General features: G+C 60.3%; 26 protein-coding genes, 1 tRNA gene and 4 pseudogenes. 18 read left to right on the top strand and 13 right to left on the bottom strand.

Annotated elements, in window-relative coordinates; genetic code table 11:
* From IVA79_RS27120 to IVA79_RS27105, 4 genes and pseudogenes are all read right to left on the bottom strand, one after another.
* Window positions 1-1184, bottom strand: a pseudogene (locus tag IVA79_RS27120) (IS66 family transposase); the annotation flags it as partial.
* Window positions 1185-1235: 51 nt separating this feature from the next.
* Window positions 1236-1589: an IS66 family insertion sequence element accessory protein TnpB gene (tnpB, locus tag IVA79_RS27115; protein ID WP_247558734.1), complete on the bottom strand. Its 354-nt coding sequence runs from the start codon at window positions 1587-1589 to the stop codon at window positions 1236-1238.
* Complete coding sequence (locus tag IVA79_RS27110; protein WP_247280258.1) at window positions 1583-2005, bottom strand: transposase; 423 nt, start codon at window positions 2003-2005, stop codon at window positions 1583-1585. The genes tnpB and IVA79_RS27110 overlap by 7 nt, the downstream gene beginning before the upstream one ends.
* A 1087-nt stretch (window positions 2006-3092) precedes the next feature.
* Window positions 3093-3326, bottom strand: a complete 234-nt coding sequence (locus tag IVA79_RS27105; protein ID WP_247558732.1) for a hypothetical protein — start codon at window positions 3324-3326, stop codon at window positions 3093-3095.
* A 365-nt stretch (window positions 3327-3691) separates the two neighbouring features.
* Between IVA79_RS27105 and IVA79_RS27100 the strand changes: the two genes are divergently transcribed.
* The 4 genes from IVA79_RS27100 to IVA79_RS27085 all read left to right on the top strand — a co-directional run bounded on the left by IVA79_RS27100 (window position 3692) and on the right by IVA79_RS27085 (window position 6089).
* Window positions 3692-3898: a hypothetical protein gene (locus tag IVA79_RS27100; protein WP_247558730.1), complete on the top strand. Its 207-nt coding sequence runs from the start codon at window positions 3692-3694 to the stop codon at window positions 3896-3898.
* Between the two features lie 356 nt (window positions 3899-4254).
* Window positions 4255-4330: transfer RNA gene (locus tag IVA79_RS27095), tRNA-Ile, on the top strand.
* A gap of 129 nt (window positions 4331-4459) precedes the next feature.
* Window positions 4460-5005 (top strand): hypothetical protein, encoded by a 546-nt coding sequence (locus tag IVA79_RS27090; protein WP_247558727.1) that lies wholly within the window; start codon window positions 4460-4462, stop codon window positions 5003-5005.
* Between the two features lie 91 nt (window positions 5006-5096).
* A complete protein-coding gene (locus IVA79_RS27085; RefSeq protein ID WP_247558725.1) occupies window positions 5097-6089 on the top strand; it encodes an ATP-binding protein in 993 nt (330 codons plus the stop codon).
* A gap of 192 nt (window positions 6090-6281) precedes the next feature.
* Here IVA79_RS27085 and IVA79_RS27080 read toward each other — a convergent pair whose 3' ends face one another.
* The gene (locus IVA79_RS27080) at window positions 6282-6686 is read right to left on the bottom strand and encodes a hypothetical protein (RefSeq protein WP_247558723.1); all 405 of its coding nucleotides are present in this window, start codon (window positions 6684-6686) and stop codon (window positions 6282-6284) included.
* Between IVA79_RS27080 and IVA79_RS27075 the strand changes: the two genes are divergently transcribed.
* Window positions 6651-8486, top strand: coding sequence for a S8 family peptidase (locus IVA79_RS27075; protein ID WP_247558721.1), 1836 nt, complete (start codon window positions 6651-6653; stop codon window positions 8484-8486). The genes IVA79_RS27080 and IVA79_RS27075 overlap by 36 nt on opposite strands.
* Here the strand turns inward: IVA79_RS27075 and IVA79_RS27070 are convergent.
* A complete protein-coding gene (locus tag IVA79_RS27070) occupies window positions 8439-8759 on the bottom strand; it encodes a Wadjet anti-phage system protein JetD domain-containing protein (RefSeq protein WP_346658205.1) in 321 nt (106 codons plus the stop codon). The two genes, IVA79_RS27075 and IVA79_RS27070, sit on opposite strands and share 48 nt — an antisense overlap.
* Window positions 8760-8785: 26 nt before the next feature.
* Between IVA79_RS27070 and IVA79_RS27065 the strand changes: the two genes are divergently transcribed.
* Both IVA79_RS27065 and IVA79_RS27060 read left to right on the top strand, forming a co-directional pair.
* Window positions 8786-9223 carry a DDE-type integrase/transposase/recombinase gene (locus tag IVA79_RS27065; protein WP_247558719.1) on the top strand — a complete coding sequence of 146 codons (438 nt, stop codon included), beginning with the start codon at window positions 8786-8788 and terminating at the stop codon, window positions 9221-9223.
* Window positions 9224-9235: 12 nt separating this feature from the next.
* The gene (locus IVA79_RS27060; RefSeq protein ID WP_247558717.1) at window positions 9236-9637 is read left to right on the top strand and encodes a hypothetical protein; all 402 of its coding nucleotides are present in this window, start codon (window positions 9236-9238) and stop codon (window positions 9635-9637) included.
* Between the two features lie 324 nt (window positions 9638-9961).
* Here the strand turns inward: IVA79_RS27060 and IVA79_RS27055 are convergent, their stop codons facing one another.
* A complete protein-coding gene (locus IVA79_RS27055) occupies window positions 9962-10309 on the bottom strand; it encodes a hypothetical protein (protein ID WP_247558715.1) in 348 nt (115 codons plus the stop codon).
* Between the two features lie 10 nt (window positions 10310-10319).
* Entirely contained in the window at window positions 10320-10676 is a 357-nt protein-coding gene (locus IVA79_RS27050) for a hypothetical protein (protein ID WP_247558713.1), read from the bottom strand.
* A 129-nt stretch (window positions 10677-10805) separates the two neighbouring features.
* Between IVA79_RS27050 and IVA79_RS27045 the strand changes: the two are divergent.
* The 4 genes and pseudogenes from IVA79_RS27045 to IVA79_RS27030 all read left to right on the top strand — a co-directional run.
* Window positions 10806-11015: pseudogene (locus IVA79_RS27045) on the top strand (hypothetical protein); the annotation flags it as partial.
* Complete coding sequence (locus tag IVA79_RS27040; RefSeq protein WP_247558711.1) at window positions 11016-11732, top strand: SOS response-associated peptidase; 717 nt, start codon at window positions 11016-11018, stop codon at window positions 11730-11732.
* A 10-nt stretch (window positions 11733-11742) separates the two neighbouring features.
* Window positions 11743-12198 (top strand): 5'-nucleotidase, encoded by a 456-nt coding sequence (locus tag IVA79_RS27035; RefSeq protein ID WP_247558709.1) that lies wholly within the window; start codon window positions 11743-11745, stop codon window positions 12196-12198.
* Window positions 12195-12452: a hypothetical protein gene (locus tag IVA79_RS27030; RefSeq protein ID WP_247558707.1), complete on the top strand. Its 258-nt coding sequence runs from the start codon at window positions 12195-12197 to the stop codon at window positions 12450-12452. The genes IVA79_RS27035 and IVA79_RS27030 overlap by 4 nt, the downstream gene beginning before the upstream one ends.
* Here the strand turns inward: IVA79_RS27030 and IVA79_RS27025 are convergent.
* The 4 genes from IVA79_RS27025 to IVA79_RS27010 form a co-directional block, all read right to left on the bottom strand.
* Window positions 12449-13729 (bottom strand): HipA domain-containing protein, encoded by a 1281-nt coding sequence (locus tag IVA79_RS27025; RefSeq protein WP_247558736.1) that lies wholly within the window; start codon window positions 13727-13729, stop codon window positions 12449-12451. The genes IVA79_RS27030 and IVA79_RS27025 overlap by 4 nt on opposite strands.
* The gene (locus IVA79_RS27020; RefSeq protein ID WP_247558705.1) at window positions 13719-14054 is read right to left on the bottom strand and encodes a helix-turn-helix transcriptional regulator; all 336 of its coding nucleotides are present in this window, start codon (window positions 14052-14054) and stop codon (window positions 13719-13721) included. Before IVA79_RS27020 ends, IVA79_RS27025 begins: the two co-directional genes overlap by 11 nt.
* 203 nt (window positions 14055-14257) lie before the next feature.
* The gene (locus IVA79_RS27015; RefSeq protein ID WP_247558703.1) at window positions 14258-14797 is read right to left on the bottom strand and encodes a hypothetical protein; all 540 of its coding nucleotides are present in this window, start codon (window positions 14795-14797) and stop codon (window positions 14258-14260) included.
* Window positions 14798-14845: 48 nt separating this feature from the next.
* Window positions 14846-15412, bottom strand: a complete 567-nt coding sequence (locus tag IVA79_RS27010; protein WP_247558701.1) for a hypothetical protein — start codon at window positions 15410-15412, stop codon at window positions 14846-14848.
* A gap of 285 nt (window positions 15413-15697) precedes the next feature.
* Between IVA79_RS27010 and IVA79_RS27005 the strand changes: the two genes are divergently transcribed.
* The 3 genes from IVA79_RS27005 (at window position 15698) to IVA79_RS26995 (ending at window position 19342) form a co-directional block, all read left to right on the top strand.
* Window positions 15698-17887 (top strand): GNAT family N-acetyltransferase, encoded by a 2190-nt coding sequence (locus IVA79_RS27005; protein WP_247558699.1) that lies wholly within the window; start codon window positions 15698-15700, stop codon window positions 17885-17887.
* Window positions 17880-18311: an ASCH domain-containing protein gene (locus IVA79_RS27000; RefSeq protein ID WP_247558697.1), complete on the top strand. Its 432-nt coding sequence runs from the start codon at window positions 17880-17882 to the stop codon at window positions 18309-18311. Before IVA79_RS27005 ends, IVA79_RS27000 begins: the two co-directional genes overlap by 8 nt.
* 182 nt (window positions 18312-18493) lie before the next feature.
* Window positions 18494-19342: a hypothetical protein gene (locus IVA79_RS26995; protein ID WP_247558695.1), complete on the top strand. Its 849-nt coding sequence runs from the start codon at window positions 18494-18496 to the stop codon at window positions 19340-19342.
* 225 nt (window positions 19343-19567) lie between these two features.
* Here the strand turns inward: IVA79_RS26995 and IVA79_RS26990 are convergent, their stop codons facing one another.
* The gene (locus IVA79_RS26990; RefSeq protein WP_247558693.1) at window positions 19568-19831 is read right to left on the bottom strand and encodes a hypothetical protein; all 264 of its coding nucleotides are present in this window, start codon (window positions 19829-19831) and stop codon (window positions 19568-19570) included.
* 472 nt (window positions 19832-20303) lie between these two features.
* Here IVA79_RS26990 and IVA79_RS26985 point away from each other — a divergent pair, with 472 nt between their 5' ends.
* The 4 genes and pseudogenes from IVA79_RS26985 to istB all read left to right on the top strand — a co-directional run.
* Window positions 20304-20564, top strand: coding sequence for a hypothetical protein (locus tag IVA79_RS26985; RefSeq protein WP_247558691.1), 261 nt, complete (start codon window positions 20304-20306; stop codon window positions 20562-20564).
* A 365-nt stretch (window positions 20565-20929) separates the two neighbouring features.
* Window positions 20930-21283, top strand: coding sequence for a hypothetical protein (locus IVA79_RS26980; protein WP_247558689.1), 354 nt, complete (start codon window positions 20930-20932; stop codon window positions 21281-21283).
* 91 nt (window positions 21284-21374) lie between these two features.
* Window positions 21375-22867, top strand: a pseudogene (gene istA, locus IVA79_RS26975) (IS21 family transposase).
* Window positions 22867-23493: pseudogene (gene istB / locus IVA79_RS26970) on the top strand (IS21-like element helper ATPase IstB); the annotation flags it as partial. The pseudogenes istA and istB, both read left to right, overlap by 1 nt.
* Window positions 23494-23594 lie beyond the last annotated feature (101 nt).

Below are 23594 nucleotides of genomic sequence, written 5' to 3'. Positions count from 1 at the left end.
CTCAAACCACTGCTTCAAGGCTGTAGCCAGAGGTCGGGCATGCGCCTGCCTGCCAGCACGGCGCTCGGCATCCGATCGGCCGCGGAGCGCTTTCTCGACCGCGTAAAGTTGGGCGATGCGCTCAAGAGCCTCGCGGGCAACCGGAGCTGGCGCCGGAGCAGCCTCGCGCTCGATCTTCACAAACTGGCGCCTCAGATGCGACCAGCAGAAGGCGAGCGTTCCGGACAAGGCGTCCGCACGCGTCTCTCGGGTCATAGTCTTGTAAGCCTGATAGCCGTCGCAGTGGATGATGCCGCGATAGCCCTCGAGCAGCCTCAAGCCATGAACCGCCCCACGGCCCGGTGCATAGGCGTAAACCACGCCAGGTGGGTCAGGTCCGGCCCAGGGACTGTCATCGCGTGACAGCGCCCAGAAGTAGCCGGTTTTGGTCCTGCCGCGCCCCGGATCTAGCACCGGTGCCGGGGTCTCATCGACACAGAGCTTCGAAGAAGCGAGCAGAAGCTGGCGCAGACGATGCCACAAGGGCTTCAATTCCTGGGCGGCGTAGCCGACCCAGAAGGCGAGCGTGGAACGGTCGATGGCGATACCGTGCGTCGCCAGCATCTGCGCCTGACGATAGAGCGGCAAATGCCAATGATACTTGGCGTCAATGACATGCGCGACGAGACGCTCGGTGGGCAGTCCCCCTTGATCAATCGCTCGGGCGCAGCGTGCTGGAGGACGACGCCATGACAGGCGCGGCAGGCCAGCTTGGGCCGGCGGGTGACGATCACTCTGTATTGTACCGGAACGACGTCGAGCCTCTGGCTCTCATCGTGACCAATCTCAACGAGATCGCCTTTGCAGCACGGGCAGCAGGTTGCAGCCGGCATCAGGGTTTCGACGATGCGCGGCAAATGCTCCGGAAGCTGACCACGGTTGGCTCTGCGCTTGGCAGTTCTCTTCTCGCGGGCTCTGGGATTGGCGCGATCCTCAGCTGCTTCGAGAGCCGCGACGGCCTCTTCGATATCCTCCAGAACAAGCTGTAGCTGATCAGCGTCCAGCTTTTCCGATGATCGACCGAACTGCGCATCTTTCGCAAGCTTGAGCAACCGCTCGAGCCTGGCGCAACGATCCAGCAGAGCCGCGGCAAAGGCACGCAACTCGGCTGGATCGCTCGGCAGCACATCAGGCAAATCACTCATTGGCCCGAGTCTGCCATGCTTCGCGGCCCGATGCAGCGAAGATTTTATGTCCTATGCAAGTGCTTTCGGCTGCGGGATTCGAGGCGCGTGCATCCGCGTCCAATCCATGCCGGCCAGAAGCGCGGACAGCTGGGCGGCATTCATCCGCATCACGCCGGCCACGATGGGAGGCCATTTGAAGCCGCTGCCATCGAGCCGTTTCCAATACATCACAAGGCCGCTGCCATCCCAGACGACAATCTTCACCCGATCGGCGCGCTTCGCACGGAACACCACCGCCAGGCCCTTCATCGGGTCATGGCCCAGCGTCTCCTTCGCCAACAGCGCCAAGCCCTCCGCACCTTTTCTGAAGTCCACAGGTTGCGTCGCCACGTAAATCATGAGGCTCGCGGGCGGCGTCAGCATGAACGTGTCCGTCGAAGCGCCAAGAACACATCACTCAACACAGCAAGGCCAGGCGTCCCTCGCACCTCCACGCGTGCCCCCTGGAGTTCAACCGTCACTACAGCTGCTTCCGGCGACCCGGTGGGCTCTGCGGCCGCCGGTAGCGCTGATTCCGATACCACCGGCACGAACGACAGCGTGTCCGCCGAAGCCGGAAGTACCAACTGGCCCAAACGCGCCCGGCGCCGCCAGTCGTGCACCTGCTGGGGCCGGCACCCATGGCGACGCGCGACATCTGTGACAATCGCCCCCGGCTCAAGGCTTTCCGCGGCAATCTGTGCCTTCAAATCGTCCGGCCAGCGCTTTCGACCTGCGCCTGCGTACACTTCGATACGCGGTGACAACGGTCGTCTTATGTCGTCCGAATGGTCGTCCATTGTGAGCACCCTTGCAGAAGATGACTCTTCTAGCGGTGCTCTCAGGATTGAGTACAAAAATTCTCAAGGGCCTCAACGCCACGCTTACGATAAAACCGTCACATCCGCGAGGACTTTCTCGTTGAGTCCCGCGAGATCTGCGATCGGAATGAATCGTGTCACTGTAGCTGAAGGACTTGAAGGTTTCGCGACCGATAGGCCTCGAACGCACGCACAAACTCACGCCTGACCGAACCAGCTTTGAATTCGAACGAGAGCAGATACGGTGCGCCAGCGGCGGATAGGCGAAGACGCTCTGGAGCGTCGTGGGCTCGCGACGTGAGCGGGTGGCGCGAAGCGTCGCGGTCAGCGGAAGTCGGGGCCTATTCAGACGGAGGATCGCCGCCTGCATGAGCGTGGGACAGACTTAAATCGCAGAGCGAGTGGCCCCGGCGCCATGCGCGCGGCAAAACTCTCCAGCCAGGGCAGCGTCGCGATCTTCGAGACGATATACGCATCAGGTCTCCCGCCTTGTCCGAACTGCATCGTTGACGTCGAATGCCTCAACTGCACGCGGCAGCAAACGCATGATTCGCCGGGGTACCCCTGGCTATGTCCCGGTCTGGCTTGCCAGCCGGCATACAAATCCACCTCGATTCAACCGCAACATTCTGTTGCGTATGGAATCCAAAAGTCCACTCTTGGCGCATGCTGGGCGATGGATGCACGGGCTCGTCCAATCGCCCCCTACATCGGGTCAGCTTATGGTCGTCGTCCTTCCAGATCGTGATGCTACTCGGGCGGTATCGACCGCTTGCGTGCCGTAGCGCTCGCAGGCTCGCAACGAAGGACCCAGCTCGTACCCTCTTGGATCACGACCGAGTACCAAATCTGCATCGAGCAGCTGCGGATCGGGTCTCACCATGTTCGTGGTGCTCACGCCCCCATTCGTATCAACTGCCATTCCGTAGTCTGGTTCAAGCAGCTCTCGCAGGCGCTCGATGCGAGCGAACCGGAATGGATGGACGGGTTTGATCATCGGGCCAAGCCCCTCAGGTCGAATGCGAAAGATCGGATGATGAAAATTACGAGCGCGCGACGGGTGACTTCATGAGTCGACCTGTCGGTTCTCCGCCGAATGCCAGTCCGCGCCGTGGAGGCGAACCATCTCCCGACGGGACCGCTCGATGAAGATGCGCTCAACGCAAAAGCCGAAGGTCACTGAAGCAGCCAGCGCAAGGCCGCAGACCAAATAGTCATTCATGAAATTCAAAAACATGTTGCAGCCGGCAACTCCTACAAAAGTAAGTGCCATGACCGTATTGCGAAATGCCTTAACCATGTTGCCCCCAGGCAGTCGACGAGGGACTTTTACCATCGCAACCATGGCGATTAGCAGCGTTTGACCCTTGTGATGCGCCGTCTTTCTGCTCGATCAGCTTGGGTCCGGCCGCGCTTTCGACGGCCGTGGGTTCCCCATTGCCCGGCGCAGCTCACCGATCGAGCCCGGCGTCGGCGCGATCCACACCATCTGGGCGCGTCCCCGCCTCTATCACTTCCAGCCTGGCCTATTCCAGGTGGCGACAGCACAAGCGAGAACCGGATGCCTCTCGCCTTCAACTTGCGCAACTCGGGTGGGCGATTGCTTAACCAGATCCGATCCAAGAACGTGAGAGTGACCGAAAGATGTGACTTGAGATCGGCATTTTGACTGCCAATATAAGCGGTCACGGCGCGATAATTGGCCAGATCGTTCGACGTGTCGAGCCGCAGCACTGTGGACAGGATTTCGGCATCGACGGCGACATGGCTGTGACGGCGCCAAGCGAGCTTCACCGCGACGTCGGCAAACCGCTCAGCCTCAACGAGTCGTTGCTCATAAGCGAAAGCGATAAAAGCCTAAAAGCCGGCTGAGACGTGCAATCCCTCTCTCGCCGTGGGAGGCCGGCGCAGCAATCACGGGCCTTTCAGACACGAATCGGAGCTCCAGAGATGATAAGCGTCATTGCCATCGTGTGGCGGCGACTGCCTGCGCGCCCGCTGGACCGACGCGAGAAGCTCACCTAGTTGGTCGGCCTGTTCTGTTCAGCAAGAATGAGCTAAGGCATGACTCAATCGGCACTTCTCGGGAGGGAGGGTAAGCGTCGTTTTCAGCGCTTACGAGGCAGGGGGAGCGGAGGGAGGCTCTTCAATGGGATTGCCAGAATGCCAGCCATTCTGTAAACGAGCCCCGCGCCGGTCCGAGCGTCGTTCAGCGGTCGCCAGCAGCGGGGCCTGTAGCTCAATGGTTAGAGCCGGCCGCTCATAACGGTCTGGTTGCAGGTTCGAGTCCTGCCGGGCCCACCAATGTTTTCAAGGGTTGTGAGGCCACTTTTAGAGCGACTCGATTCGGGTTTTAGAGCGACTCGATTTCGTTTTTAGAACGACTCGATCTTCCATCCCCCTGAAATAATACACGAATTTCCCCTCGATTTTTTGACCGATTTTGGAGCACGAAAAAACCGAGGGGGGTCTGAACAGACTTGCGGAGGCACGCCAGATAAAGCCCTTCTGAAATACGTCTTTCATGAAGTGAAGCTGGCCGGTTTTGTCTTCCGGGCGATCCTGGATGACCGTCGCGCCGTCCTTAGCGTTGAGGATGAAAGCAGCCGCACGGCCGAAGTCCCTCTGATGGGATCGGGCTTGCCGTCTCTTATCCACCAGGAGGCTTGGACCGTCAGGAACCGCGACCTAGGATCCGGATGGACACTTTGCTACGACGGTGCGCGCGAACCTATCATGTACCTAGGCGACCTGAGCGATGCTGACGTCGCCCAACTGAGCCGTGAATTCGGATTGCACGTCGACTTCTTGGAAGAACTGGTGCTCTTCCCGGATTCGACTGCTGCCGGGGCGTTGATGCGGATCTTTGAAGACGATCCGAACCGAGCGATCCTGTTCCGGAAGAAAGCCAAGTGGCTGGAAGGCTGGCTCAGCAGAATACCCACAGGGCCGCACCGGGCGGGCCACGTGGGCCTATAATTGACTGGCGTCTTGCGAGCGACGCGGTATTTTCTAGCTACGATTCCCATTTTCTCCGAGCATGATCTGCAGACAAGGGCAGCGCACGTAGATGGCCAAGGCTGAACAGATCAAAAAGCTCATCGCCAGTTATGGCCGGCCCGAAGAATTTCGGTCTGCGGCCATGACAATCATTAACGATGAGCATCGAATGGGGCACGCTCCGCTCGCCGCCGCGTTGAAGCGAGTTCTTGAGGCTAGCGTCCACCCGGCCAGCGGCACACCAAAGCTCGCCACCCTTGATGCATTCTCGGACCCCGCGGCCGAATTGGTCGACGCGACCGAACCCTCTCGAAGGCTTTCGGACATCGTGCTGACATCGGAAGCTCGCAACAGCTTCGATTCGCTGATCGAAGAACAGAAGCGTGCCGACGAGCTGCGACGGCACCGTCTGCCTCTGAAATCAAAAATGTTGTTCTGCGGACCTCCTGGTTGCGGCAAAACCCTCGGAGCGGAGGTCATCGCCCGCGAGCTTGACCTCCCGTTACTGACGGCTCGTGTAGATGCATTGATATCATCGCTGCTTGGACAGACGGCGACGAATCTCAGGCGCCTCTTCGAGTACGCGACACGCCGTCCATGCGTTCTGTTTTTGGATGAGTTCGACGCACTTGCTCGATCTAGAACGGACGAGGGTGAGCACAACGAATTGCGCCGCGTGGTAAACAGCTTACTGGGGCTAATTGATCGTCATCAGGGGCGAGGCGTTTTTGTGGCAGCGACAAATCTCGAGAACAGCCTGGATACGGCAATCTGGCGCCGCTTCGACGATGTCGTGGTGTTCGAACCGCCGAGCCGCGAGCAAATTGGCTCGCTACTTAGATTGGTGTTCAAGAACTTTCCCGTAAACTTCGATATCGACGCCAGCGCCGCCAAGTTGAACGGCCTTTCCTACGCAGACATAGAGCGCGTAGCACTCGATGCCGTAAAAACCGCAGTCCTTAAGAAGCGCAAAGCTGTAACCGAGACGGATTTCGCGGCAGCCCTGAAAAGCGCCAACCGGCGGTCGGCAGCCCAGTCGACTCGTCGGCCACGGACGACTTGATGAATGCCACCTCGTGAGCACCTCCCGCTTCTCCGCATGCCGCGCGTGGAGCCTCGCAGAAAGCACGGTTTCGGAAGGCCGCCGGAGCGCGACCACCGAGCGCACGGCGCTCGCATCGCTGAGGAGGTCGAGGAAACCATCGCTGCCGCTCGAGCGAGAGCCGCGATTGCGGGTATCGACCCCAAGCTCATTCTAAAGGTCGAACTGACGAGGGCCGTCGACGAAGACGAGTGGCGGAGAGCGGGTCTCCATGTGTTGGCTCAAAATCCCGGAAACATCCTGGTCCTGTTTTCTGACTCGTTCGAACTTGACGCGTTTCGCGAGCGCGTCGAGAGGTTTACGGCCGGCCCTGTAAAGGGTCGCGAGAATCCACCACATACCTCCCTCATCGCTCCAATTGAACGGGTCGGCGAGCTCGACCCGAAAGACCGGATAGGCCCTCGCCTTGCCGCCTCCGGTATCGTCGATGTTGATGATATCGACGGCCGGAATGCCTTCGTCGTGGACGTCGAGTTGTGGGATGCCGGCGAGCAGTTCGAAAGGGAAGTGCGAGCGCGATCCATGATCGCCTATGTTGAAGGCGAACTTGGAGGTCAAAGTGTCGGTCAACCGTTCGTCGGCACTACAGGCTTCTCGCTGATCCGCTTGCGCATCCGAGGGAACGAGTTGAAGGCGCTTCTCGACCGTCCGGAGGTGGCGTCTATCGACCTGCTGCCGCTTCCCGATTTGGGCGAGCATGATGTTCCTAGCGTCACCATTCATGATCTTCCGCCGGCAATCCCTGCTGAGCGGGACGCACCCATTATCGGCATCATCGATTCCGGCCTCAATGCGCATCCTCTCCTCGACAGCCTTGTCGTTGAGCAGATTGCCATTCCAGCCGCGCTCGGGACGGCCGACGTTTGGGGGCACGGCACGAAGGTCGCAGGTATTGCGGCATACGGCGATGTCCGCGAACGACTAGACCAGAGAAGCTTTGTTGGATCTGTTCGGATTTTGAGCGCCCGTGTCGTCAACGATCAAGGCGCGTTTGATGATGAAACCACGGTTCCCGCCCAGATGCGCTCCGCCGTTGAGGCTCTTGCCAACGCCGGCTGCCGCGTCATTAATCTGTCCCTCGGCGACCGCCGCCTTACCCCGTATAGTGGAGGTCGAGCAACGCCGTGGACGGCCGAATTGGATGCATTGGCCCGCGAACATGACGTTGTGATAGTCGTATCTGCCGGCAATGCGCGCTGGCCATGGGGCGAACGCAATGCCGAAATTCTCGCGAGCTATCCGACCTACCTGACCAGCGCTGACAACCGCCTTATCGATCCGGCGATAGCCGCCAACGCCCTAACCGTCGGCGCAATCGCCAATGCCAACGGCCTCCGTGACGATCCGGACGATGGAGTTCAGGTTCAGTTGATCGCCGAGCGCAATCAACCCTCGCCCATCACTCGGTCCGGGCCAGGTATTGGTGGCGCCATCAAGCCCGATCTCGTGGACTACGGGGGCACAGTTGTCTTCAACGGCAACGTGAACCGCCTTCTTCAAGGAACGCACTGGCCCAGCGCAGGTGTTCTCACTCTGAATGATGACTATAGAACGTCATTGTTCACCGCGGCGAGTGGAACATCCTACGCAGCCCCGCTTGTCGCCTACAAGGCCGCACAAATAGTTCGGCGATTTCCTCGCGCCTCAGCCAATCTGATCCGATGTCTGCTCGCCCTGTCGGCCGAACTACCGATCGAAGCGGTTCGCTGTTTGCAACCGAACTACGAACCAGGTTCCAAGTATGCACCCTCGGTGCGGCAGTGCCTAGGTTACGGCATTGCAGATGTAGCGCGCGCCGTTGCGTCCGATGACAACCGGGCCGTGTTATTGGCGGACCGACAAGAACTCGACCTTGATCAGGTGGCGCTTTACGCCGTTCCGCTTCCCGAGGATTTTAGACAGACCCGAGGAATGCGTCAGATCCGAGTGTCGCTGGCGTTTGATCCTCCGACGCGACACACGCGGCTGGAGTATCTCGGTACGCGGATGAACTTCTATCTGGTGCGGGGCCTTTCTCCGGATGAGATAATCGATCATTTTCGGAAGCGAGACGATGGTACTCGCCATCCCGACATACCTGATAGCGCGAAATGCAAGATGGAGCCGGGCGTGGAAGCTCGCGAAACCAGCACGCTCCAATGCGCGACGTTTACCCAAGCCGTCAATCGCGACAATTACGGCGACACGTTCTATGTAGCCGTCTTCGCACAGCGGCGCTGGGCCGGCGACGATGTGCTCCGCCAGCGGTTTTCACTTGCCGTCGAACTGAGGCACGACAATTGCCAAACTCTGTATCAACGTTGCAGCGACCTAATCCTCCAGTTGCAAGGTCGCTTGAGGGTGCGCGTGCCCGCTTGAGGCTCGCTCTTCTGGAGACGTCGGCTCCAGCGCCTCCTGCTCAAGATGGTGAACATCAGTCCCGAACGCCAACCAATCCGCCAATTCACTGAGTGCGCTGTTTGATCTCGCGATCGAAGCCAAGCTGGGATCAGCATCGGCGGGCTGCCCGGACTTCTCGGCCAATTCCCTCGTCATCAGGTGTGGTCGCGGCCCGCGAGGCAGGTTTTCCTCCAAGAACCGGAAAATGCGCACGCCGCCGGCATCCACGTCACCCCAGTGAAGGAACGGCACGTCCACCGTTCATGCCGATGATGCCCATGCCGACGCGCGCCAATGAGACCTGGGCGGTCGATCACGCCATCCTCGACTGGCCCGAAAGACTGTTCGTCATGCTGGTGATCGACGTCGCTACGCGCCGGCCGCTGAGCGCAACGGTGAGCCTGGCTGTCAGCGAAGACATCGTCGCCACTCTGGAGCGGCTAACCAGCCGAATTGGGTGCCCACGGCAGATCTGGGTCGATAACAGCTCCGCGTACCGCTGGGGCTTGTTTCAGGTTTGGTCTAGGCAGCGCGGCATCGAAGTCCTTCACGGGCCCGGCCCGCAGGCCAGGGCCGTCACCGAAAGGCCCTTGCATCACCTCTGCAGCAGCCTCCACCCCAAGCAGATCCCGACCCTGATGGATCTCGGGCACGAAATCGAGCGCTGGCGCCAGTCCTACGTCGCCGCACCCGGCGACCCCGAACTCGGTCAGTAAGAGGAGCACACGATGATCATCATGATGTCTGAAAAGCGCGTCAAGCGGTGCGCCAAGCGCATGCAGAAGATTCTCGATATGATCGGCATCGATCTTCGTTACACCGCGTGCCTCGAGCTTGCCGCTCAGCTTCACGGATTCGACGACTGGCACCACTTCCTTGAGCGCGATCTCGACGCGCCGCTCAGCCTGCTCGACGAGGATCTCGCGGAGGCAGACTTCGCCGCCCGCGACGCGTTCCAGATGGCCGTGCTCCAGGCCGCGGGATTGGGCGAGGTCGCCCGCGAGCTGCTGGACCGGGCCAACCCGACAGGCTCCTGGGCGCTGCAGACCGTGACGACGGCATCGCCCGTAGCCATCGGCGGCAACGACCAGGGCCGCTGGAGCGAGGACCGTCAGTCGTCCGACGGTTAGTCGGCACGGATGGCTGATCTAGTCCCGCGTGCTCGGAGGCCCACCCGCTCCGCCGGCGGTTTTAGCCCCGCCCATGGGCCGACGCGCTCCTTGAGGACCCGCCGGTCACCTCTTTTACTTTCGAGCTTTGGCAAGGCTCCATCCACGCCCCCCGAAGGGCGGTACAGACCCGGCGCAGCGGCGTTGTGCAGAGGATGGCGGAACAAGTGGACAACACCCAGCCCCGCCGAATGCGAATCCCTGCCCCGTGCTAACCGCCCGGAACGACCGAGGGAGCGGAAGGATTCGTCCCGGCAGGAGCAATTTCGATGCATCGTCGCTCTCCTAGGCTGCCGCGCGTTCGACCGGACGCAGGCGCATCGGCTTACCGCCAGGCGGATCCCGCGGGCCTTCGTCCAGCGCGCAAAGCGCCTCCAAGATTTCGTCGATGCGACGTAATCGGCCAAGGTGAACTGGCGCTGCGAGGTCCAGCGGACCGCCGAAGAGACCTATCCCCCCCACAACATCGAACGTCTCGACGAGAACCGTTTCCAGATCACGGTGGCGCTCGCCGGCTTTACGCCGGAAGAGATCTCGCTTGACCACTGCGGGCCGCCGGAGGGATTGAAGGCTCCCGTCACCCGCCTTGCGGTCCCCTCCGGACAGCGGATTGGGATGGTGCTTCGGCGCCATCGCCAGCGCGCTAGCCGAACGAGGGCCAGCAGCCGTCGTCTTCGTGGCTGCCGGTCCGGTTGGTGCACGTGTTGTCCAGCAGGCGCTGGCCCACGTCCCGCCAGACCGCCTCTGGACCGTAGAGTCTCACGGCGTCGGCCTTTTGGATCTCCAGGGTCCGCCCGCAGCGGCGGCAGTCGAGCCGCAACAGGTGCTCGGAAATCTGGCTCAGGGGCAGCGCCGCTCCGGACTGGGCGGGCGCGGTCTCAATTGACGGATCATCCAGGAGCGCCCGCCAGTATTCAGGCGGGAGCTCGTCTGCCGGTCCTACGGCCCGCGTGGGCGCGGTTTTCTGACCGGCCGCGGGTGAGGAGGCGAGTTTGTGCATCTATCGTTGCGTGGGGAAGCGCCAACTGGCGGGATGACTGGACGTGAAATAGAACATAACAAGAACATAACCAGAGTCGAGTCCGTGTCCCAAACGAATTTCGGGGATGGCAGCAAAGGCGTGTCGGAAGGTGGCTACCCCTGGCTTGAGATCGAGTGCTCCCGCTGCACGACCAAGCGGGACGTCGACTTGGCCGCGCTGCGCCACCCGCCCAGCACCTGCGTGCACGACCTGGCGAGCCGCCTCCGCTGCGCCAAGTGCGCCAAGGCCGGTCGCCGGCCGCCAGCGACGCTGCTACAGCTGTCGCAGCGAGCCCGCCATCCGGACCCGGAAGCCTGAATGTGCAACCTCTACTCGATCACCACGAACCAAGCCGCCATCAGCGAGCTGTTTCGCGTCGTCAATCGGTACGTGGGCAACCTGCAGCCGATGCCCGGCGTCATTCCGGACTACAAGGCGCCGATCGTTCGGAATGGGACAGACGGCCGGGAGCTCGCGCTGGCCCGGTGGGGCATGCCGTCGTCGTCGAAGGCGCTGATGGACGCGACGAAGAAGCGCGCCGAGAAGCTGCAGGCCAAGGGCAAGACCGTCGACTTCAAGGAATTGCTCCGGATGGAGCCGGACGGCGGCACGACCAACATCCGGAATGTGAAGTCGAAGCACTGGACGCGCTGGCTTGGCGTCGAGAACCGCTGCGTAGTGCCGTTCAACTCGTTCAGCGAGTTCAACAAAGCCGAAGGCGGCGACATCTGGTTTGCAATCGACGAGACCCGCCCGCTCCTCTGCTTCGCCGGTATCTGGACCAACTGGACGTCCGTCAGGAAGGTCAAGGAAGGCGAGACCACCAACGACCTCTACGCATTCCTGACGACGGAGGCGAACGCCGAAGTCTTCGCCATCCATCCGAAGGCGATGCCGGTGATCCTGACGACGCCCGACGAGGTGGAGACCTGGATGACCGCGCCCGCCGAGGAGGCACTGAAGCTGCAGCGCCCCCTTCCGGATGGCTCGCTCCGCATCGTAGCGCGGGGTGCAAAGGAAGATCAGGTCGGCTAGACGAGACCTCATGACCGACATCCGCGAAACCCTCAGAGACCAGCCGCTGCGAATAGGCATTTCGACTCGCGCCCTCTTCAATCTCGAGGAAGAGCACACCGTCTTCCAGAACCAGGGCGTCGAGGCCTATTCGGCGCTGCAGCTCGAGCGAGAGGACACGCTCATCGGCAAGGGCCCGGGGTTCGAGGTCGTGGAGCGGCTCCTGCGGCTGAACGAGCCGGATCAAAAGCCCTACGTGGAGGTGTTCCTCCTCTCGAGGAATTCACCCGACCTCTCCCTTCGAGCGTTCAACTACATCGACCATTACAAGCTTGGAATAAAAGCCGGCAGCTTCACCAGCGGCCGTTCGCTCGGCCCCTTCATCTCCGCCTGGGAGCTCGACCTTTTCCCCCTGGCTCCGAAGAAGCACGTCGCGCACTTGCCCTCTTTCGCGAGGCGCGCAACGCGCAGCAGAATGGGTTCGTGAGCTACGCGGTGCTGAACTATTACAAAATCATTGAGATCCGGAACCACGGCAAGGAAGCGGCGCGAAAATGGTTTCTCACCAACTTTGAGGCATTGCAAGCAGCCTCAAAGAAAGACGATGATATTACCCGCTTCCTCGCCCTGTGTGGCAGCGAACCACCGCACAAGTCGATTGACAGAATCGCGCTGCTATCTCCGGACCGCGCTCGCGTTGCCGATCTCGTAAGAAGGACCTTTCGCAGCCAATTCGGCTAATCAACGAGGCGCGTTACCGCTTCGGGAGCATTGATGAACGCATAGGGATTGAAGAATTGTCGGCGCCAAAGGAAATTGCGATCGACCTCGCTAAGAGCGGCCTCGTCGCATACGTGGGTCCAGCGTTCCTTGATGGTCTTGATTTGCACGGTCACGATAGCGACCGCTTCTCCCTCATCAAGAAGGAACAAGGGCGCGGCTTTCAAGCAGAGCGCGATTTGGCTCGCGCGCTCCTGTCCCATGATCAACATGGCCTGCGAAGCTTCCCCGCCCGTCCTGTTCTGCGGACAAATATCGTAAGCGGGCGTAAGCGCGAGCTCTTTGCCGTTCCAGAAAGCCGCGTGGTTTCGCGCGTGATCGTCGGTGTTGCCGGACAGGATGTTGAAGACAAGTCTGCCAAAGAGCTCCTTCAAAGTCTCTTTAGGCGATGTGAAGCGATGACGAATGACGGTCGCAAGCTGCTCGTAACTCGCATAGCGGGCCATCATTTCGTCTAGCTCAAGAAGCGTGAGCGCCGACACCATGGACTTGCGGCGCCAGCCTTCCTCGGCTTTTTCGCGGTCGAAGCGCTCGATGAGCAGCACGTCCTTTCCAGCCGCGTGTTTGAGGGCGACGGGCGCGGCGGAGAGGCTGATGAGAGAGGCGAGACGCATGGCGACGAATTCGGCCTTCACCACGCCGAAGAGGTCATTCTGCGACGAGAACTTCGCCACGAATTTCTTGTTGCCGGACGTGATCATGGCTTTTGGCCGTGCGCCGCCAATGGAGCTTCCGTGGAGAAGCGCCCGGTCGAGTTCGGCCGTCAACGGTACGCCTTTTTCAACGAGCGTGGCTGCGTTCAAGAGTTCATCAAGCGACACTTCCGCGCCTTCGCGCGGTACATAGTTCGACGCGGATGCTTGGAAATCGAGCGCGCCGATACGGTCCGAGCCGGACTCAAGAAGATAGGTGAGTTCGTCAAGGCTGCCGGGGTCGAGATCCTTTCCGCCTCCCCCGAACTTGCGATTGATGATGATGCGGCGGCCCCAGGCATCGGGTGCCGCGTCACGAATGGAGTTGGGCATGTTGAGCCCGTTGAGCAGCGGAAGGACGCCGCTCTTGAGCGGCAATTCCGGCTCATAAAGCGGGATCGCATTATTCCGTCGAAGATAGCTCTGCCCATAATTGTAGACGAGTTGCTTTCCGCTCGCGGACAAGAGCCCCGCGACAACGGGTTGCGTGCTTTCCGGCAGCCAAACCCATACATAGGCTTGGGTATGTTTTTGCTCAGAAGTCATCATCGGGCTCGGTTCGGTGGCTGCGGATTGCTTTGGGAAGTAAGGTCAACAGTTCGCGGGCGGATTCGACGTCGCGCGACATCGTTACCTGGCCGGCGTCGAACAGGCGCACGCCGACAATCGCAGCCGCCTCAAAGACGGCTCCAATCGTACAGCCGGTATCGCCCGCCTCAATGCGCTGTATAAGGCCGCGCGAAACCCCGGCCCGTTCCGCCAGGGCGGCCACCGTCATGTGGCGGTCGATGCGTCCGCGGCGAATGAGCTGGCCGAGCCGGACTGCGGCATCGGCGGCATAGGGTGAAACAGGACGTTTGGCCTTGGGCACGTTTGATCCATAAATAGGCCATAAGAAGCCTCATGGTTTATTTATAGACCATCATGGAACTAATGTCAAGTCGTCCGCTCTATAAATAGATCATTTCAGCCCTTGTGATCTATTTATAGATCATTGAATTTGAAGGGTTTGGCTCGAAATTCCCAATGAAAAGGAGCCCGGAGTGTCGTCGAGCCGGAACTGCGGTTTCCCCATCATGCGCGATGCGAGGAAATGGCGAACCAAGCGTCCTTACTTAATATGTCGCTGGTGTACCGCCCGGTCGCCATCGAGCGCCGGTGAAGACTTCGCTCGTCATCCACGTTCCTGAAGTGCGTCAGTGGATTCCGAAGGGCGACGAGCTTCTTCAGCTCGGTCACATCCCCATCGCTCAAAATACCGGCGGCCCTGCAACGCTTCAGCGTTTCGTCAAATTGAATGCGCGGAGGCAACTCGTCCAATAATCCACCATGCAGGAACGCGGCTAGAAGATTTTCAATGAGACTCTGGCACAGCAAAACGGTCGCCACATAGTTTCCGTGGACGAAGGATGAGCGCGCCTCGACCCATACGTTATGCGTGACATGCCCCCCGAACAACATCGTCCGGCGCCCATGCTGTTCGCCGACATCGTGCAGGTAACGAAAGCGCTGGACTTTCCCCAAGAGGTCGTCATGAAGATCCTCAAGCAGGAACCTCATCAGGGAAACGTCGTCGATACCGGACAGCAAGTCGCCTTGTTCACCGTCAGCCATTCCGGACGCTCCTTGTTCAAGCCACGCGCAAGTGTACCGGCCTGCGCGTCATTCGAACACTGGCGGAAGAGGCAGCTTGTCCGAAGTGTAAAGTGGGCTCGTCCCGTCGTGGGCCGTCAGCCACCGTTCATAGCTGGCGATCTCGGGCTCTCCAAGATTGATCGCGAATTCCTCGCCAAAGATGCACACGACGGCATAAAGATCGAGATGCCCGGGCTCGGGCAACGGTTCACAAAGGATCGTGAATTCATGCATGACCTGGCAGCCGTCGCCATCCCCGTGCACATCGTCTTCGCCATAAATCCGGCGGCGCGAAAAGGGCCATTTCTCCGGACGATCGCCGACCCGCGCGAAATGCCGAAGCGGATCGAGCGCCGGCATATCGACGATCTCTTCATTCCACCCGTCAACCGGAAGCAGCCGCTGCGTCAAGACTCCAGCCCGACATTGGCCAGAAAGGCGCGACATCAGGCGCGGATCGATCGCTTCGATGATCGGGATGTACACGGACCGTGCGCGCCCTGTCAGAATGGCGTCGGTAAGAACATCCCGCTCCCGCTCATTGCGCCCTCCGAAAGTAAGCTTCGAGCCGTCCAGCCATACATCGGCCGACATACGGGCCGCCGGGACAATACCTCGCATCGGGGGAATTAACCCGCGCTTGTTAGGCACCCATTGCCGAGAGCGGGCATGCCGAAACCAGTGCGTATCCAGCAAGGGCCCTTCGACCTTGCGCGCAAAATAGTTATTGCAAGTATCGCAGACGGCGCCGCGCGGGAGCACGTGATCGGTATTTCCGAGGGACTCGGGGATAATATGCTCTATACTCCTACTTTTGGTTGAGTCCCGTTTGCAGAAGATACAGCGCACCCCGATGTTTTTGCCGCCAGGTCATTGCCTATGAAAGATAAAGGTATATCGCAGAAGTCGGCGAGACGCTTCATCTATCGCACCGAGACTGACCCCGCCGCCTTGTTGCAGCATTTCACGGCCATTCGCGCGCTGGCCGATAGCGAGAAGGAAGCGCTCGGCTTCTTGCCGGAAGCGGCTTATCGCGATGCCATCATGCAGAAGCGGCTGAGGGTGATGCTGGCTCGCGAAAACGGCACGTCGCAGGTGGCCGGCTTCATCCTGTTTAGCGGTGTGTTTCCCAATGCCCGCATACAGGCCGTCGCGGTCAACCCGGAACATCGCCGTAGCGGTGTTGCGTCGGCGCTGGTTAGCGGCCTTGTCTCGCACCTCGAAAGCCGCGGCTACATCGCGATAACGGCGGCGGTGGCTTCGGACCTCGCGACCGCACAAGCCTTTTACGAAAGCCGCGGCTTTATCGCCCGGCATGTTCGCGACGGCGGCCAGGCGCGGCAACGCCGTATCGTGTTGCGCTCGCTGGAGCTGGATACGGCGAATTTCTTCACGCTAATGGCGCCACCAGCCGTCTCCGGGCAGGGCGTTGTGAACCTGGGCCTTCGCCCGCGCAGCGCCTTTGAGGCACCTTTGTACCTCATCGATCTCAATGTCCTGTTCGACCTGGTAAAGGAGCGCGCGCGATCGGCGACGGCTAACTGCCTTTTCGGAGCGGCCCTTGCGCATCTCGTTCGCCTGGCGGTTGCGCCCGAATTCATCATCGAGCTCGAGCGCACCTCGAAGGACCCTGGCAACGACACACCTCTGAAGCTTGCGCGGCGATTGCCGAAGCTGCCCGCCTTCCCGAAGGAAGACGTAGATCCGCTCGCGGATGCCATCCACAAAACCGTGTTCGTCGATACGAACCACGCGCAAGCCGGGACGCGCCAAGCGCTTAGCGACGCGCGGCACCTTGCGGAAGCAGCTTTGATACGGGCATCCGGCTATATCACCAGTGACAACGCCCTGCTGAATGCCCGCGACGATCTGCTGAAGCTCATCGGTGTGGATGTTGCGGGCCTGGATGAATTCGTGGAGCTGTTACCCGCGGAGGAGCCGAACCGCGAACGTGGCCAACTCAAGGGGACGAAGTGCGAAACTAAGGCGGCCACGAGCAGTGAAGCGAGAGCCTACCTTGCCTCCCAAAACGTCGGCGAGGGGCTGGTCGCTGAGTATCTTCCATCGGCGGCGGCGTTTCAGCGGGCGAGCACGCATGGAATCTTTGAGGATGGCAAGCTGGTGGCGGTCGGGATCTATCGGGCACCGGCGAGCATCGATGCACCTGCTCGCATGCTGGTGCATGTCCGGCCCGATCATGTGTCCTCCGAAACCTTTGCGGAGCATCTCCTTGACGAAGCGATCCGGGATTCCTGCCATTCGGGCCCTGTCACCATCGAGCTAAGAGCCATTCCGGGGCAATCGACTGTCAACCGCGCCGCCAAGCTCCGCGGCTTTTTGCCCGCGGCCCATTCTGACATCCTGATCAAGGTCGCGTTGGGGCGCCCTCTCACGCCCTCGACCTGGACCGCGATTGCACGGCAGACGCGCCGACGGACCGGCCTCGCCTTGCCCGAAGCCGTACCGCCTGCCAGTGCGGTTCAATCCGGCCTTTCCGTCAGAGGCGCCGACGGAAGCGATATCACGGTTCAATTCGCCGCGCTGGAAGCCGCCCTCGCGCCAACCTTGATCGTGTGGCCCGGCCGCGATGGCGTCATCGTTCCAATCGCAAAATCATTCGCCGACGACCTCCTTGGTACGGCCGATCAGCTCTACATGTTCGGCCGTCCGAACGCGGCCTTCGTCGGCCTGCGGACGTATTTCAATAGCCCCCGGACTGCACCTCTGATGCGGCCCGGCGTGCCCATTCTCTTCTACGAGTCTAAGCGCTCGGGCGGACGCGCGGCCATTGTGGCGGCTGGCCGGATCGTGGACGCGACGATTCTGCGCAAGGAACGCGTATCCGGTGAGCTTTTGCAGCGAGCCGTGGTCGAGGATCTCGAGCCTTTGACGGCATCATCGGACGTCCTGGCAACATCGTTCGACAGCCTAATCCGGTTCCCGAATCCCGTCACACTCGATACACTACGGCGACTCGGCGCCGACGGATCGTCGAATCTTCAAACAACAACCCCGCTGCCTAACGTCCAGTTGGCCGCAATTCTCGATCGTGGATGGTCAAGTGCCTGACGCAAGCGACGCAATCATATCAATCCATCCGGGTTATGCGGATGCGATCCTAGACGGAACGAAGACGATAGAATTGCGACGCCGGATTCCTGAACTTGCTAATGGCACGCGGCTCTGGATTTACGCCACTCGTCCCACGGCCGCGGTGGTCGGAGTCGCGACCATCAGCGATGTCAACCGTGCTCATCCGCGCACGATCTGGCAAAAGCACCGCGATGGCGCCGGTGTCGACCATGCCTCCTTTATGGAGTATTTCCACGGTGCGCCGCAGGCGGTCGCGATCCTGCTCGCAGCCGTGAAGCGGGTCGGGCCGATCACGATAGAAGAGTTGCGCGAAATCCGGGACGGCTTCCATCCGCCGCAGGTTTTGCTGCGGCTTACGAATGCGGAAGCTAAGGCCCTGCAACGGCTCGCTCGAAAATGACCGCCGTCCCCGCTCCCGTCGATTTCCGGTCACAACGCGTGCGGGTGATATCGCCGAATCTTGCCTATGGCCTCGATTGGCCGCCGGACTCTGATCACGGCGATGCGGTTTGGCCGCTTGAAAGCGTAGCCAAGAAAGTCTCACTTCTGTTCGACCGCATTTAACTCACGCATGATCTTGACGTGACGTGCGAAATCGTTGGCGGCTATGAGGAAAATACCGAAACCGCCACCCTGCGTTATCTCGCAAAGCGCGGATTGCTGCTGACCCCGCAAAACATGGGTTATGATTCAGGAGACGCCTTCGTCTCTGCCAATACAACGGGGGCCGCTGGCGCACTGCACCGGCGTCTTATCCGCGTGGGAGATCCCTACATAAACGAAGAGCCGAACGAAATGAAATATATCGGCCAGCCTGACATCGGCGACTTTGATGCGTCGAACGGCTGGCATCCGCGTTCGCGCGTAGGCTGGCGCGACCCCACGATAAAAACGCGCAAGATGCTGTATGAAGCTTTGGTTATGCAGCGCAACGTCGCGATGTTGCAGGCTGCTGGGTTTGACAACGTCGCGAGTGTCGGTCGCCAGTATAAGACTCTTCCACGCGCCAAGCGGCCTCATCCCGTTTGGACCGTGGTGCTCAAGGAACTTCCGCAGCTCGACACGCGCGCGCCATGGGAAGATGTCTTTGGATTCCGCGAGGAAGAGCGCACGCAGCACTTTATCCGCAGTATGCGCCGCTGGATCCGTAAGATGGTAGCAGAAGACTGGAACGCCGCTGAACTTGAGGACGAACTCAAGGAGCTTGTTTATGAATACGAGCGACATATGCGCACATCGAGAATTTCAGGCGTGAAGGAAGCACTTGAGATCGTTGTCACGGGCGCGGCTGAGATTACAGAGGATGTCATCAAGCTTCGGCTCGGAAAGCTTTCCAAGCTTGCGGCAGCTATTATTTATCGCCGTGCCGCGCTGCTCCGTGATGAAGCCACCGCGCGCCCGGTCGCGAGCTTTGCGCTCATACCCGAGTGACAAAAGGGGCCTTTCTGTCGTCGTAGCAAACTTCCTGACTGAGCGCGCTGCAGCTAACGCGGCCGTAAGGGCTCTCCATGGCGACAATAGAGTGCAACGCCAAGGCCAAAGGAAGCCCAGACAAAAGGGCGACCAACTGCGACGCACCTTCAAAAGCCGCTAACGCTTCATCCTTTTGCAGCAGGCCCGCGTGTTCGCAGGGACTCCCGACCCGTCTCGTTGCCCCTACCGATGGGTGGGCGACAGGCCGTTGATGAGGTCGCAGGCGATGCGATAAATCTCGTAAGTGCCGATATTGGAGAAGCGCTCATCAACAGGTTCGGCCCAGAAGCGCGCTGCGGGATAGCGCTCGCCGTGCCAGTAGGCTTCCAGCAATTTTGCGAGCGCTCTCGCGCCCTGCTTGCTCAGCCAGTCGGCTCCGCGACCGAACACATTGGTCTTTGCCGCAATTACTCCTGTACACCCACCCGTCCCCACCATTGCCTTCATTTGCTGCTCCTTCGAAAGTTGTTGTGGGACGCAGCAGATATAGCGGCACGGACCGATGCGACTGAATGTCATTCTTATTAACTAGAAAGCAATTGCCGTTTTCCATACGCCGATATGTCCGGGCGCTTTGTGATGCGAAAACGTTTCGCTCGCCGGTGCCACTCACACGAAGCGCGCCCGCTTCGCGGCACCGCTATCACTGCCCATCGCGCGGGTGCCTTGTTAATCGGTCTTGCGACTGCACTCGCTTCGGGCTCCGCCCTCATTCCATGACGGCGGCGCTATCACTGTCCTGAAAGCGGGCGCCTCTTTTAAAAGTGTTGGTTGCGGCACAGGCCTGCAGCGGGTGCCGATTACCGCAGGCTCGTAGTTCGACGAGCAGTGACGGCTATTTGCTTAAGCATGCACCGGCAGTCTATTTAGCGTTATGCTTGTATTCCGAGAATCAAACAAGCCCGGTCGAGGTTGCAGCATGAACTTCACGCATTGGTTAGCCGTCATCTTTGCGCTCGCTGGTTTAGGCACTGCAATCGCTGCGGCCGCCTATTGGTGGAAAGCCAGCCGCGTTCCGATCCAGCAACCGGCCGCCTCGATCTCGGACGTCCCCGAGCTGCACATCATGAGCGGACAAGTCGCGTTCTACGAATCCTCTCAGCTAAATAGTACAGCCGCCGTGCTTACGGGCATCGCAGCAGTATTGAGCGCCATTGGCTCCGTACTTGGCGTGCTTTAAATAAGCTTGATGATGGTCCACCAAAAACACTGTGTCCTTTGCAATGACTCAAACATTCGAAGAGTTGTACATTCTATCTTCGTCCTTGGCGAACAACGACCACGTCTGGAACAAACACCACTTCATCTGGAAGAAACCGATGAGTTGGATGCCACAGCTCACTGCGTGGCTAGGTCCCCGAATGCGTGCCAATGGTTTGCGACGATTGAAGCCTGGCGTTTTTCGTGACTTGTGCTGGGATGATTCCGAATGGTTGCGCTTTCTCGAAAAGGGCCTCGCTGCGGATCTCGAACACCACACGGCGAAGCTCGCTGAAGCTATCGAAACGGCGACGATCCGAACCTGTCACGGCTGCCGCACTGCAGATGCCGGGGTGTATCATCGGGACGGCCTGCGGAAACACGATCGCAGCGCTAAAAAAGCAACTCCACGCTATCGTCGAAGCTCATTCCGAGTTGCAGTATCTCAGAAAGCGCCTTCCGGAAGCCATCGCGCAATTCGACGATGATCACGAGGAAGGCCTCCTTTACGTGGTTGCCGACGATCAGGCCTTAGTTAATGAGGCCAATCACTACCTCATCTATGGCAGCGAATGGATATCCGCCGTGCTCGGTCACACTTACCGGCATGTTTTAAAAGAGACGGGCGTGCCAACCCTTCTAGAGATAGATTTGCCACTGCTAATAGTCAGCCTTGTGTCATTCGGCCTGCAATATTGACCCCCTGAGCCGGGGGATCGGCGTCCAAAATTGACCCCCTACAGATTGGTCTGTTGCGCTGCCTGCTTCGTAACAAAGCAGGTGGTGGGGGATGCTGATTGTGGAGACGATTGCCCGGATCCGGCGCGAGCACTTCATCAAGGGCAAGACGATCAAGGAGATCGCCCGTGACCTCAAGGTGTCGCGGAACACGGTTCGGAAGGTGCTGAGGTCGGGAGAGACCTCCTTCGAGTACGAGCGGCAGGTGCAGCCGCGGCCAAAGCTGGGACGATGGGCAGTACAGCTTGACGGATTGCTGGCGGCGAACGCGACTAAATCGGCTCGTGAACAGCTGACGTTGATCCGAATCTTCGAAGAGCTGCGCGGCCGCGGCTACGACGGCGGTTACGATGCGGTGCGGCGTTACGCCAGACGGTGGAGCAAGGAGCGCGGGCAATCGACCGCGGCGGCTTACGTCCCGCTGAGCTTTGCACCAGGCGAGGCCTACCAGTTCGACTGGAGCCACGAGGTGGTCTTGCTGAGCGGCACCACGGTGATGGTGAAGGCCGCCCACGTCCGGCTTTGCCACAGCCGCATGCTGTTCGTGCGGGCCTATCCGCGGGAGACGCAGGAGATGGTGTTTGACGCCCACGACCGGGCGTTCGCCCTGTTCAAAGGCACCTGCACTCGCGGCATCTACGACAACATGAAGACCGCCGTATCTTCGTCGGTAAAGGGCGTCTCTACAATCGCCGCTTCCTGCAGATGTGCAGCCACTATCTGGTCGATCCGGTCGCCTGCACGCCAGCGTCGGGCTGGGAGAAGGGGCAGGTCGAGAACCAGGTCGGGCTGGTCAGGGAACGCTTCTTCACGCCGCGGCTGCGGTTCAAGAACCTCGACGAGTTAAACGCCTGGCTGCTCGACAAGTGCATCGCCTACGCCAAGGCTCATCGCCATCCGGAGCTGGTGGATCAGACGATCTGGGACGTGTTCGAAGTCGAACGCCCCAAGCTCGTTCCCTATGCCGGCCGCTTCGACGGCTTCCATGCGGTGACGGCGTCGGTCTCGAAGACCTGCCTGGTGCGCTTCGACAACAACAAATACTCGGTCGCAGCCAGCGCAGTCGGACGACCGGTCGAGGTTCAAGCCTATGCCGACCGCATCGTGATCCGCCAGGATGGACGCATCGTTGCCGAGCACCCGCGATCCTTTGGCCGCGGCGATACCGTCTACGACCCCTGGCATTATGTGCCGGTGCTCGCCCGCAAACCCGGTGCCTTGCGCAACGGTGCTCCCTTCAAGGATTGGGTGCTGCCGGCCGCAATCGAGCGGATCCGGCGCAAGCTCGCCAGCACCGATGACGGCAACCGGCAGATGGTCGATATCCTCAACGCGGTGCTGACCGACGGCCTTCCCGCGGTGGAAGCCGCCTGCGCCGAAGCGCTCGGTCACGGCGTTCATTCCGCCGATGTTGTGCTCAATATCCTGGCCCGGCAACGCGAACCCGCTCCAACGGCCAACATCATGACGCCGGCCGCACTGACGCTCCGTCATGCACCGATCGCCGATTGTGCCCGTTACGACAACCTCCGGAGGACCAACTGATGGAACGAACCCAAATCTTCGATCTCATGGGCGAACTCAAGCTCTACGGCATGAAGGCTGCCTTCGATGAGATCATGGCGACCGCTGTCAAACGCCAGCACGAACCCCAGCGCATCGTCGGCGATCTGCTGTCCGCCGAGATCAACGAGAAGCAAGCCAGGTCGATCAAATACCAGCTCACCATTGCCAAGCTGCCGCTTGCCAAGGACATCGCCGACTTCCAGTTCGACGGCACGCCGATCAATCAGACTCTCGTCAATGATCTCGCTGGCGGCGGCTTCGTCGCCCAGCAACGCAACGTCGTGCTGGTCGGCGGCACCGGCACCGGCAAAACCCACCTGGCCATTGCCATCGCAAGAAGCTGCATCCGATCCGGTGCCCGCGGCCGCTTCTTCAACGTGGTCGACCTCGTCAATCGCCTCGAGACCGAGACCCGCAATGGACGGCAAGGACGACTCGCCGAGCATCTGACCCGCATGGACTTCATCGTGCTGGATGAACTCGGCTATTTGCCCTTCGCCCAATCCGGTGGCCAGCTTCTGTTCCACCTCGTCAGCCGGCTCTATGAGCGCGCCTCCGTCATCGTGACCACCAATCTCGCCTTCGGCGAATGGCCGAGCGTGTTCGGCGAGCCGATGACTTCATGATGCCTCCTTCTTCGAATGCTTGGTGTGTCGTACCCGATTACGCAGCTGACTAATTTGTTCGTCTGAGAGCTCGATCTGCC

Source organism: Bradyrhizobium sp. 138 (genome assembly GCF_023074075.1).
In the GTDB taxonomy this organism is placed as follows: Bacteria; Pseudomonadota; Alphaproteobacteria; order Rhizobiales; family Xanthobacteraceae; genus Bradyrhizobium.
Note: the sequence above shows the minus strand (reverse complement) of the source record. Positions and strands in the feature narration are given on the sequence as shown.